The organism is Allorhizobium undicola ORS 992 = ATCC 700741, assembly GCF_000621665.1.
Lineage (GTDB): Bacteria > Pseudomonadota > Alphaproteobacteria > Rhizobiales > Rhizobiaceae > Allorhizobium > Allorhizobium undicola.
Window position 1 is genome coordinate 1 of the sequence record NZ_JHXQ01000034.1, and the last position, 12,107, is coordinate 12,107.

13 protein-coding genes are annotated in these 12,107 nt (G+C 51.1%); all 13 read right to left on the reverse strand.

The window, feature by feature from the left end; all coding sequences use genetic code 11:
• Window positions 1-241 precede the first annotated feature (241 nt).
• Complete coding sequence (locus T424_RS0118315; RefSeq protein ID WP_037068327.1) at window positions 242-1,162, reverse strand: transglutaminase family protein; 921 nt, start codon at window positions 1,160-1,162, stop codon at window positions 242-244.
• Between the two features lie 173 nt (window positions 1,163-1,335).
• Window positions 1,336-1,944 carry a PulJ/GspJ family protein gene (locus T424_RS0118320; protein WP_161712619.1) on the reverse strand — a complete coding sequence of 203 codons (609 nt, stop codon included), beginning with the start codon at window positions 1,942-1,944 and terminating at the stop codon, window positions 1,336-1,338.
• 18 nt (window positions 1,945-1,962) lie between these two features.
• A complete protein-coding gene (locus T424_RS0118325; RefSeq protein ID WP_027489011.1) occupies window positions 1,963-2,355 on the reverse strand; it encodes a type IV pilus modification PilV family protein in 393 nt (130 codons plus the stop codon).
• Window positions 2,339-2,812 carry a GspH/FimT family pseudopilin gene (locus T424_RS0118330; protein WP_084268583.1) on the reverse strand — a complete coding sequence of 158 codons (474 nt, stop codon included), beginning with the start codon at window positions 2,810-2,812 and terminating at the stop codon, window positions 2,339-2,341. The genes T424_RS0118325 and T424_RS0118330 overlap by 17 nt, the downstream gene beginning before the upstream one ends.
• Entirely contained in the window at window positions 2,809-4,056 is a 1,248-nt protein-coding gene (locus T424_RS0118335) for a type II secretion system F family protein (RefSeq protein ID WP_154664986.1), read from the reverse strand. Before T424_RS0118335 ends, T424_RS0118330 begins: the two co-directional genes overlap by 4 nt.
• Before the next feature lie 39 nt (window positions 4,057-4,095).
• Window positions 4,096-5,715 carry a GspE/PulE family protein gene (locus T424_RS21495; RefSeq protein ID WP_051559235.1) on the reverse strand — a complete coding sequence of 540 codons (1,620 nt, stop codon included), beginning with the start codon at window positions 5,713-5,715 and terminating at the stop codon, window positions 4,096-4,098.
• Window positions 5,716-6,591 (reverse strand): hypothetical protein, encoded by an 876-nt coding sequence (locus tag T424_RS0118345; protein WP_027489014.1) that lies wholly within the window; start codon window positions 6,589-6,591, stop codon window positions 5,716-5,718.
• 1 nt (window position 6,592) lies between these two features.
• Window positions 6,593-7,174, reverse strand: coding sequence for a hypothetical protein (locus T424_RS0118350; protein ID WP_027489015.1), 582 nt, complete (start codon window positions 7,172-7,174; stop codon window positions 6,593-6,595).
• A complete protein-coding gene (gene gspM / locus T424_RS0118355) occupies window positions 7,149-7,727 on the reverse strand; it encodes a type II secretion system protein GspM (RefSeq protein WP_161712623.1) in 579 nt (192 codons plus the stop codon). The genes T424_RS0118350 and gspM overlap by 26 nt, the downstream gene beginning before the upstream one ends.
• Before the next feature lie 18 nt (window positions 7,728-7,745).
• Entirely contained in the window at window positions 7,746-8,777 is a 1,032-nt protein-coding gene (locus T424_RS0118360; protein ID WP_027489017.1) for a PilN domain-containing protein, read from the reverse strand.
• Window positions 8,752-9,207, reverse strand: coding sequence for a type II secretion system major pseudopilin GspG (gspG, locus tag T424_RS0118365; RefSeq protein ID WP_051559239.1), 456 nt, complete (start codon window positions 9,205-9,207; stop codon window positions 8,752-8,754). Before gspG ends, T424_RS0118360 begins: the two co-directional genes overlap by 26 nt.
• A gap of 36 nt (window positions 9,208-9,243) precedes the next feature.
• Window positions 9,244-9,699: a prepilin peptidase gene (locus T424_RS21500; RefSeq protein WP_051559245.1), complete on the reverse strand. Its 456-nt coding sequence runs from the start codon at window positions 9,697-9,699 to the stop codon at window positions 9,244-9,246.
• Window positions 9,696-11,792: a type II secretion system secretin GspD gene (gspD, locus tag T424_RS0118375; RefSeq protein ID WP_245269632.1), complete on the reverse strand. Its 2,097-nt coding sequence runs from the start codon at window positions 11,790-11,792 to the stop codon at window positions 9,696-9,698. Before gspD ends, T424_RS21500 begins: the two co-directional genes overlap by 4 nt.
• Window positions 11,793-12,107: the final 315 nt, after the last annotated feature.

Consider the following 12,107-nt stretch of genomic DNA (forward strand, 5'->3'; position numbering starts at 1 on the left):
GCACAGAACAGCCACAGCGAAAGCAACATTTTGCTTCGTCAGCATATAAATTTCCCCAACCTAAATTAGAATAGAAAATTCCCCAATGTCATCGGTATCCCACCCGATGATTGGCTGACCGTATTCAGAATTCCAAATATGTAAAGGGGGCGGAAATTATTATTTGGATCCGCTAGAATAGTTCTGCTGTATCATCGGTAAAAACCGACACACTTTACAGCTGACAAGCGGAACGGAGCTATCATTTCCCGTCGTCAGGCGTCCAGCCAAAGGCTTCCGCCTTCGCGAAAGCCTCCTCGTTTTGGCGATACCAAGTATCAAATTTGATCCGATCCGGCTTTGAAATCTGATCCATCTGCGTATACCGACCAGCCGTTTCCCGGTGCAGGAGAGCTGCATAAGCGCTGCCCTTCATGACGAGCGCGAACACAAATCTGGGGTGGAGCCGCAGTAGGTCATCAGCAATCGTGATCGCCTCCTCATAAGCCTTCTGTTCCATCTTGTACTCGAGCAGCGTTGATGAAATCAGGGCAACTGCTTCGTCGTGGTTAAGTGCGCGCAGATATACACCATTGGCAACCGCTGCATCCGACATCGACAATTTCTGCCGGTACCACACGTCGCGGGTAAACCCGCCACCACTCGTTGCCTCCAGATTCCATGTCCTTCCGTCGTCATCCGTATACTTGATCAGTATGTGGGACGGCGCTTCAGCGAGTGTCATCTTCAAGCCTATCTCTTGGCCTACGAACAACATCAGCAAGGGCATAGTCACGCAATTGCCCCGGTGGGTGCTGAGATAGGTGGAAAGAAGCTGGTTGCGAAGTGTACGTCCAAGTGGGTCACTTTGATCATATTCATAGGGACGGAAGTCGTTCCACTGACCGCTCTCATACAAATACTTTTTCAACGAGGTCAGCTTCTGCGCCGATGTCGCACCCTCACCGGCCATGCTGCGCACGATTTGAGCAATCTTTTTCACCTCGCGTGCAGCATCAATGTCCTGCGGTGCTATGGCGTTATCAATGCGGAGTTTTGTCTCAAGAAAAGAGATATGTGTATCTGGCAATGGCACAACATGGGGTGGCGTATCTTCGGCGATCGAATACCCCGGCATCACCAAAAGCAATGTCAAAACAGCACGCAGAAAAGTTTTAATCATCGTTTGAGCCTCAATTCCAGGTTCTCGGAGCGCATGTCATCAGCGGCTTCCCGTTCTAAGCGGACTTTCTGATCACACCACGAGGCGGCAGGACGAACGGCTCATGGGTATTCATTGACGATAAGACGATTGCAGGACAGTCTGCAATATTCTCTTAGTAACGTCTGAAAACGTTATTGTAAAAGTGGGATGTGAGGCAACCAAACTTGCCGCGTCGCTGCGGCTTTGATCTTATCTTCTCCTAGGATCAAATTAAACCGCACGCCTAAAGGTAACTGATTTACATTGTCCCACGTCGTCCGCCAAACAGTTTCATTCTCGCCAAGATACTGAAACTGCATCCTATCCATATGAGTTGAGACGAGATCGCGAACCACACCTCGTTCTTCGAAATGGTAGGGTTTCAATGTCCGCTGCAGAGCAAATCGCCCGCCATTGTCAACGATGTCATATCGAACCTGCCGAACTCCGAGGCTTTTGAACCCGATCCGTACGGCTGCGACGAACTCGATTGCATCGCTTGTGCCGCGAAAAACGTCTTGCTTGCTAGTACTCGGGGCACCTAGCAGGGGTTTGCGAAACGTGGTTTGCAGGTCCATTGCGATCTGATCCGCAACTGTGTCCGTCTCCTGCTGCAATATGAGTTTTTGGTTGATCTCGCCCATCTTCCGAAGCTGACCGATGGCTGAGGTCAAGATCGAGGTCATCATTGCTATCAGAACCAGAGCAACAAGAACCTCAATCAAACTGAATCCTGAATCAGGATCGTTTGCACTCGCCATTCGTTCTGTTAGGTCCATTCACTTCATTGCCTCAGGTAGGAAAGTCCTATAGTGGCCAATGACCTGATGCGTCCTTCCTGAAAACACATCGAGATCGAGCTGCAAGATCCGCACCGCTCGCTCCTTGTTTTCTAACAGCACAGTGCGATGTAGCTGCCAGTAAGGCTCATCGCTACCCGTCTTCGGCATCACATTATCACCGGTCTGCTCGAGTACGTTCGGATCATCCAAAATGCGCTGGGCAACCGACACTGCTTTATTACGATCAGCGACGAGGGATTGACTTCGGGTGACCATCTGGAGCGTCTTGCTCATTCCTACGAGTGCGAGTGACACAATGAGAAATGCGACAAGAACCTCAAGCAGGGAAAACCCTTCATCTGCGATAGTGTCGTCAATGTGTTTCGTCATAGGAGCTCAATCCAGTCAACCAGAGTGTGTCAATGGATGCGGTATTGGTGCCGCTATGAAGTCGAATTCGCCCGCCAGATGAGGTCCCATCTGGCAAAAAAGAAATTATGTGTCGGCCGTCTCCCTTTTCAAACTCCTTCGCGGTCCGCACCTCTACTGCCATGCTATCTGGAATTTGCAAGTGCCGGGACGGTTGGCCCGTTTTCCAGACCGTTCTGGTCTGGAGGTCCACTTCAACATCAATTTCCGCTTTGCGCCTCACAGCGTCTATCCGTGCTTCATTCAGCATCAAAACGATCGTCCGAGCTGTATCAGACACAGGCTGATTTTTGCGGCTCCTCTGGAACGAAAGCAGGCCGATAGCCAACGAGATAATCAGCATGACGACAAGCATTTCCAGCAGAGAAAACCCTTCATTTTCCGTGCGCGCTGAACGGCTGTCGCTTGAAGAGCTCATTGAAGTGCCAGATCGTTGATGCTGAGCAGCGAGTCCATTATGGAAACGACGAGAGCCCCTATGGAGAGCCCCATAATGATAGTAATTGCGGGACTAAGCAGCGTCATGAAGCGGTCGATTTTCTGCTTTGTCACCGCGTCTATAGCGCCAGCGGCATCGGCGAGCGCTTTTGGCAGCCGGTTCGCCTCCTCACCTGCCTGTACGAATGAAACGCTGATGCGATCGAGTGCGCCCGACTTCACAATTGCTCTGGAAAGCGGCTGTCCGGTTAAAACTTCATCTCTGATTTGCATAAGCGCCGCCCGGAGAGCGGGATAGGCAACCACCTGCGCCGCTAAATTCAGAGACAACTCCATATTGACCTTGTTTTCCAGCAGCAGCGACAGCGTCTGCATATATCTCGATCTTGCAATGCTGAGTAGGATCGGCCCCAGCCCCGGACATTTGAGTCCAGCAGCACTGATCCAGGATCGACCGCCAGCGGTCATCAGCAAACAGCCAAATCCTATCGCCCCGGACAATAGCGTGAGGAGGCTGAGGATCGGGTTGTCTGTTAGCACGTTGTGGAAAGTGGCCAATAACGACAGTAATACGGGTGGTTTTGTGCCTGCCCCTTCAAACAAAGGCTGAAGAGCAGGCACAAGGGTGAACGTGATAACCAAAAGAGCAGCGACCAAAACAGTAAAAAGCAGGACTGGATACACCAGCGCGCTTTGAATTTCCGAGCGCTGACGGCGTAGGTCAGCATACATGGTCGATATAGCCCCAACCGTTTCATGCATTCGCCCGCTTGCCTCGCCGGCAATCAGCAGAGCAGTGACTGTAGGATTGACATCAAGCCTCTCCGAAAGAGCTTTCGAAAGGTTTTGGCCGCTCGCTACAGCATTGTATATTTCGGCATAGAGTGATTGATATCGCTTTTTCGGTTCGGTTTCCGCAGCCAGTTTAAAGGCCGCGTTTACGGTCAACCCTGCGCCCAATAGCAGATGTACGGCAGCGAAGAGCCGCTCAATATCCATTGCCCGTGCTGACGATCCTCTCCTCTTGCTGGAATTTGCCTTTTCCGTCTCGCCTGCCTGCTCGAGCAGGTAAGGCTTTAATCCATTCGCTGAAAGCAGACGTGCAGCATCCGAACGATCGATAGCATCGATATAACCACGTTCTTCCCGTCCTTCGGACGTAATCGATGCATATCGGAACCGAGAGTTCGTCATAGCAAACCGATCTGCGATATGATTAGCCACCTCGACCCGATGTCATCCATCCTGAGCGGGCCCGCAATTCTAAACATCGGCTGGCTCCTGCTGAATGACACGCAACACCTCGTCTCGCGTTGTCACATTTCGATCGACAAGGTCATTTGCGAATGCGTTCAAAGACTTCGTGCCTGATGCTTGTACGGCGGCCCGCAGGGCCTGCTCTGTTGCGCGTTGATCGATCATTGATTTCAACGCAGCATTGATCTCGACGATCTCATAAGCGACCGTGCGTCCAGAATATCCGGTTCCCCCGCACCTGTCGCACCTTTCGCCGGAAACGAGTGCCTGATGGTCGCAAGACCGCCGCAGGAGTCTTTGCGCAATCACTAGCTTAGTCGTTGCAGAGATGAGATAGGGATCGACACCAATATCCTGTAAGCGTGTAACCGCGCCGACAGCGTCATTGGTATGAAGGCTCGTTAGAACCAGGTGGCCCGTCAACGCAGCTTGTAGTGCGATTTGCGCCGTCTCTCGGTCTCGAATTTCGCCCACAAGGATAATATCTGGATCTTGTCGCAGCACCGATCGCAGCGCCTTTGGAAAGTCTAGTCCAATGTCTTGATTGACCTGAAGCTGGGTAATCCCGTCCATCCGATACTCGACAGGATCCTCAATGGTGAAGATCTTAACGCCTGGCCGATTCAGAGTGGCGATAAGCGCATACAGTGTCGTTGTTTTGCCGCTCCCGGTTGGACCAGTCACGATGATCAAGCCATTCGGCGACTGACTGGCGTTCCTAAGTCTATCGATGTCAGCCGCCTGATAACCTAGCCCCTCTAGTGTCGTGACGCCGGCTGAATGACGCAACAGCCTGAGCACAATTGTTTCTCCGTGGACGGAGGGAACAGTAGAGACACGAAAGTCCACCTCTTGTCCACGAATTGATAAGCGCATGCGGCCGTCTTGTGGAATGCGCCTCTCGGCAATGTTGAGTGATGAAAGAATTTTTATTCGCGTCGTCAAGCCGGCGAGCATCGGCTTAGGCAGCGTCTGTACAACCTGAAGGACCCCATCCACTCGATTACGAACGCGAATCTGATCGCTCAGAGGCTCAATATGAATATCAGTCGAGCCCGTCTCATAGGCGAGCTGAGCCATCTGTGTCACGAGATTTACAATGGGTGCTTCCAGCGCAAGATCTTTTAAGCGAGCAACATCATCGCTCTCCATCGCCTGATTTTCTAGCGGGGAAGCTGCCGGGGGTGCCTCGGCTTCGCGCTTCAAGACTTCGACAGCGTCCTGGATAGATTTACGCGTCGCGGCTCGGACATCGACGGGCTTTTCGAAATACAGCTCGTTGAGAGATATCGCACTGTGATCCAGGGGATTGGCCATAGCTATCACCACACGATCGTCCACGACTTCGAAGGGCAAAACACCGGCAGAACGAGCGTAATCCAGGTTGTAGCCAGCAAGCAGGGCTTCGTTTGAGCCGGTTGGTGAGATAGCTGGCTTGCGAAGATAGGCGGACAGCAATTCTACCAGTCTGATATCTGTTGCAACACCCAACTCGGTAATAATCACATCGAGAGGCAGCCGGCTTGTCCTTAAGGCCGTTTTGAGGCGGCTGATTGACTCGCTTCCAAGTTCTCCTTCCGCGGCAAGAAATTCGAAGAAATTGTCGTATCCCGTTTGTGTAGCCATTCAAGCATTTCCTTTCAGCAACGCCTGAAGCTCGACAGGGCAAGAAGCGACAGTCAGGGTCAGCCGGTCCCGGTCGGCCCTCGAAATCAGACGCTGAAATTTCTGTTTCACAGAGGGAATACGAGCTTTGCCGGAAGGCAAGGCCAGGACGAATGTGTGATGAACTCCGAAGTCGCGATCCGGAGAAAATTCGATGATGTTGACTGTCCCGCTTTCCGCATTAAAGGCTGAGAGCAACTGAGTATTGTTTTGTGATAGCGCGTGAGCAAGCCTGACCTCGATAGAGGCGGGGCTTATGCCACCGGTTTTGTTGTCGACGGTAAAAATCAACGGGACCAAGGACTTCTCAAAGTCGCTCATCGTGAGGATGTCCTCGAGTTCTAGCACCGACAGAAATTCTTTAGAAAGAGTGCTTTGTTGCAGCGGTTGTCGCGTATTTGCTCCTGTTGCACTGATCATACCAGCCAGCCGTTGTGAGGCTGCATTCGCTTGGTCTTCACTTTTACCCAAAGCAGTAAAGGCGCGGATGAACTGTTGCGATTGGCCGGCATTCAAATCAACAAGACTTGCGGTCTGTTGAAAGGAAACGAAAAGATCGGACATTGGCAATCTGCAGTGCCACCATAACTGTCCTGGCCTCTGCTTGTCTTCAAAGAGATAAGCGATCCGCGCTATGCCGATGATCTGTTGGCCCATCTCAAAACGTTCCTGTGCCGATATCGCTGTTGAAACGGAGTCCTTATTCGTTTGTGAAAGGATTGCCAGGACTGAAGCGATCAACAAGACAAACAGCAGAACGGCGACCAAGGCAAAGCCCTCATCGTCGCTCTCTGCGTCGACTTCCCAGGCTTGCGATGGAACGACGGACCAGGCCACTTTAAGGACAACCTTCACATTTGTTGTCGTCGGGATAGAGGTAGAGCGTGACGGTCGACGCGGGCTGGCTGACCGGCTGAAGCTCGACAGCGTTTCTACTGATACGGACAATTTTTGCTCCCGCAACTTCGTCTCCGATTTGCAACCATCGGAGCTCTCCATTGGTCGACGACAATAAAGCCGTCCAGACCCGGGCATCACCGGAAATGCCGAGAACCTTCAGGGTTTGTTCCAAATTAATGTCGGGAACCGTGTGCTGGGGTGGAGACGCGATTGCATTATTGGCATCTGTATTGACAAGCGGCGCCATACTCACCATCGGCGGCGGAGGTGGTTTTACGAATGGTCGTCGTGTTGGAGACATTAAAGGGCGGGCGGTTATTTCGAGTAGATTGAGTTCATGATCGATCTGGCCGCCGGCAGTTGTCATTGCAGCCACGTCCTGTTTTGACAATGGTTGAACGGGGGACATATCGATTGGAAACGTGATCGCGCCGAGGAGCGCTAGGGCTGCGAAAGCGAAAGCACCTATCGCGAAAATCTGACGCTGGTGCATTTTATCTGTCTCCGGCTGGGCCGGCATTTGCCGCGCCGAACAGATCCAGCGTGATATTGATATTCAAATCACCTCCCGTAGCGCCTGGTGTAAAACCGGAGCCCAGCGTCAAAGCGCCGATGAACAAGGGAGGGGTTGTTTGCTCGAGTTCAAGCAAGACGGATTGTATAGGTTCGAACGAACCGTAAGCATTGACCCTAAGTCCTACCAACTTGACGTTTGGCAACGCCTTGGATGGAATGTCGTTGATCGTGTTTATCTGCAAATTATGGCGTGCAGCGACTGCCTTCACAACGCCATTGATCTCCGCACGAATGATTTCATCGGTTTCCCCGCGGAACACAAACCCGCTGATTTGATCTGCCAGCGGGGTTGGTGAAAGTTTCAATTGCTCGGCGGATGCGATAATAGCTTCGTAGAGACCGAGACGGCGACGAGCATCTTCAATTTTTGACAGACCTGAAATTCCATTCTCAACCGCATCAAAAACAACGAATAGCGCGCACATAGTAAGGACGAGGCCACATCCCAAAAGGATTAAACGCCGCTGCCTTATGTCGAGACTGAGAACCAGCGCCATGAACCGTTGCCGCATGCTTTAACGCCTCATGCTCATCGAAAAGCGATCCGCATCAACTCCAACTGCGCGAGCGATACCTGAGGAAAAGGTCACATCGAAAAACGAGCCGGATTTTTGTAGTAGTCCTGGAAGAGAAGCCGCAGATTGCGAAAGCCCAGAAATCTCAACCTTGGCGTCGGCAATTTTCAATTCGGTCAGAAATGTGTCATCCGGCAATGTGCGTGTGAGAGCTTCGACCGTTTTGAGAACATCGCCATTGGTAACGGTTCGTGCCCGAAGGGCGACACCGAGGTTTCTCCTTTCTTGGCTCGTATCGATTATCTTGCGTGCCGCTCTCGCTTTTGGTTCAATCTCGTTAATTTCAAATTGCAGATCGTAAAGTCGGGCATTAACACGACTGCTAGCTATAAACACTGCGGCCGCGATCGTAAGACAGATCATGGCCGACATAAAAAATCGCCTTGACATCTGCATCACATTACCGACGACAGACAGTTGGATCGGGAGAGCGCCTGTCCCCTTTATTCGGTGAACCTGAGAATTGTGCCTGACGAATATTCGGCGAACTTTAAGACTGTGATCAGAAAGAAAATTATCGAGTCTCTCAAAAACCTGCTTTTTTACGAGGAAGTAGCCTTTTCCGGCATTTGCACATGAGAATCGTTCCAAGAGAGGGACGACCGTTTCGGGCTTAAAGGGGGTGTCGTTACAAATGTCCAATTCGGCCATCGGCAGCAAAATCGACGATGGCAGCCTGTGCTCAAGAAGATCGCGCCTGACGACGAGATCTTCATCCAGAACGACATCAATCATTTGAGCTGCAATAGGGATGTATCGTTGCCAACCGCGCCGCAGGCCGGGTACTTCAGAGCTCGAGCACGTCTTGGTGATGGTGTTGCGGGACACGAAAACAGCTGGATCCTCTTCGCGTCGCAAAGACGTGTCTGCCCTTTGTAAAGCTGCTGTGACATATGCAAGTCCATCGCATAAATCAAACCAAAGCCCAGTGCCGGAAGTGATCCAGTTAGGGAAGATCGTGATCTTCACCATCGCCCCCTTCCTTTCCGTCTCGTCCAAAAGAAATCACGAGAGGTGTTTGGCCCGCTTCTGCTGGCTTATAGACATAGGCATGCCCCCAAGGATCCTTAAGGCTATCGGCACCTTTCAAATAAGGACCATTCCAGACCTTTGCACTGGCGGGCGCTGCAGAAAGCACCGAAAGGCCCTCGCTTTGTGATGGATACGTGCCGGTGTCGAGATAATACAACTCTAAGGCAGATTGTATGTTGTGTATCTGGGTCTTTGCACTCTCGACCTTTGCCGTGTCGAGATACCGGAGCACACGAGGCGCAACGAGACCAATCAACAGCCCCATAATAGCGACAACGACAAGCAACTCGACAAGCGAAAACCCTGCATCCGAGTCGCGTTCGTCCTGTTTGAAATGATTGTTCTTTATGTCGGCTGATGTCGCTTGCATGAGTGCCACCTGATAAAAAGGCTAGTCGATAACCGTCTATTGCGTAAACCAAACACCGGCTGCGGAAGCACAGAGGAATGGACCGAAGGGGAGCCGGAACGTTCGCAAATTCAAAGCTGGCTGTTGGACTTTAGCGACGAAAACCACCAGCAAAGCGGAGCAACTAGCGAACGCTAAAAATATTGCTAGTGCATCCACTTTAATCCAACAACCGATTGCTGCAGCAAGTTTTACATCCCCCATCCCCAGCCCGATACGCGCAGTGAGTGCGCTGTGAACCAGTCGGATTATCAAAAGCAGTCCACCAAAAACCAGCGTCGACAAGCCAACGTCAATGTATGTCCTGGCTTCCAGCCGAAAAGAAATTATTGCCCCGGTCACCCCGAGGGAAAGGCTGAAGACCTGGGGAATGCGCAGCGTCTTGATGTCGAACGCACTGATGACGAACAGCTGCCCCACCAACACCACACTCGCCCAATGAAAAGCCGTCATTGGGCGATCCGTTTGATATCCTGACGCATACGCTGACCATTGGTCTGCAATTGCCCCCGTTCGAATTGACCACGGAATTCAGCGGTGATGTCTCTGGCCTGCTGAACATCCTGCACGATCCTCGGTCTTATAAATATGACAAGTTCGGTGCGAGAAATCGTGTCGGTTTTGGACTTGAACGCCGATCCTAAAACAGGAATGTCACCGAAGACCGGTACCTTTTTATCGGCGATGCTTTTCCGCTCTTGGATGAGACCGCCGAGAGCAATGCTTTCGCCGTCACTTACGACAACGCGGGTGGAAATCTTACGCTGTTGAATCGTTGGGCTGTCGATGCCTGAGGTTGTCGTCTGCGTAACATTGCTTGCTTCCTGTTTGATATCGAGCGTAACGCGTCCCGATGTGTTGATGCGCGGCGTGACAGCGAGAATGATACCTGTATCCTTTAGCTCGACTGAATTCACGATAGCCGTGTTCGCAGATGTCGTACTTGCGCTTGACTGCGTAATGGTCGGCACCTGATCGCCAACCTGCAATGTTGCAGCCTGATTATTCACTACCATAAGGCTGGGAGAGGATATCACCTTAACCTTCGTCACCGTCGAGAGTGCATTCAATGCTGTCTGCACGTCCCCTGAAATGTGCGTCCATGCAAACCCGGGATAGGCTGCAGTAACGGCGCCGGATGCAAGGTCGGAAAAACCGACGCCATTTGGACCATGATCTAGATACCACCGTATCCCAAACTGGAGTTGATCATTCAGAGTGACCTCAGCAATGATAGCCTCAAGGAAAACCTGGACAGGCATGACATCGACCTGACGGAGAATTTGCTCTATCCGCTTATATTGTCGCGGCGTGGTGGAAATCAGCAAAGAGTTGTTCTGATTATCGGCTACGATTTTGGGTACGCTTTCCTTAACCATGCCAGCGACCTCCGCAACCATGTCGCCATTTGATGGCGTCAGTGCCGCTGCATTGTCAGTCGTGGATACAAGATTAGGCGCCACATTGCCAGTTGATGCCGATCCTTGGCTTTTCTGGCTTATGACATTCTGCAAAACTTCTGCTAGCTCCGAGGCCGAACGATTTTGGATTTGATAGACAAACAGTTGCTCATCATTGTTTTGGGCTACCGCATCCAATTTGGCGACCCACGCCTGAATTTTATTAAGGTAAGCTGGTCTCGAGGTAATGACCAAGATCGCATTCAATCTCGAGTTCGGAATGAATTTTATCACCTTTCCATTCGGCCCATCCCCCGCTCCAAAAACAGAGGTGAGTTCTTTCGCAACATCCTGGGGCTTTGATGTTTTCAAAGGGTAGATGGCTGTTGACATTCCCTTCATCCAATCAACGTCAAAAACGCCGATTGTCTCGCGAAGAGCGGAAAGCTCGCTGCCATCCCCAGCGACAATAATATAATTTTTCTCCGGATCCGTTCTTAAGACAGCGTTCGGCCGCCCTGTCTTTTCGATGATGTCCTTCATGTCATCGGCTGAGATGTATTTCAGCTGTATAACCTCCATCTTTGTCCCAGGCCCTTTCATCGCCGAAGAGCCAGACATAACGGATGTGTTGGACAGTGCGCTGCTCGATGGAACTATGGCGTATTGTCCATTTTTTTGGACCAGAGCAGCATTGTTCATCGACAATGCAACCTCAAAGATGTTCAAAAGGCTTTTTTTATCAACTGGCTCGCTGGTCTGAACCGTTACGTTCCCGGAAACGCTCGGATCAATAATATAGGGGTAGCCCATAATGTCGCCCAAGACGCGTTTCGCGGCTTGAGTAACAGGCGCATTTACGAGATTGACTATGTAACTTTGGCCGCCACCTGCTGCAACCTCTTCTACAACACCAGGCTTTGAGGTTGCCGTAAACTCGCCGGTCCCCGGCACCGCAAACCCAGAAACGGATTGCTGGCTGTTAGAGGAGGGAATCGGAACGGATCTTGATGTCATCGTAGAGTGTTGGCGTCCGTCGGAACCGACGCCCTCCATCAATGAGTCCCAGCGATCATTGCTGTTTTCAGACGCGCAGCCAAATAAAAACACAGCTGTCATGCTGAAAATAAGGCTTTTGATAAACACCGCACAATCCCACCATATGCAGTGCGACGGTATCTTGCGGCTGGATAAACGAGGAGTCGGTTTTAACAAAATTCCTGCTCCTCCACAGTTATATTTACCTTATGCGATTTTAATTGTTTTATCGTAAAACTATTTCGCTTATTTTGCAGTAATAAATTTTCATGACCCTCTTTACAACGGCGTAAAGCAGAATACGGTCAGCCAATCATCGGGTGGGATGCCGATGACATTGGGGAATTTTCTATTCTAATTTAGGTTGGGGAAATTTATATGCTGACGAAGCAAAATGTTGCTTTCGCTGTGGCTGTTCTGTGC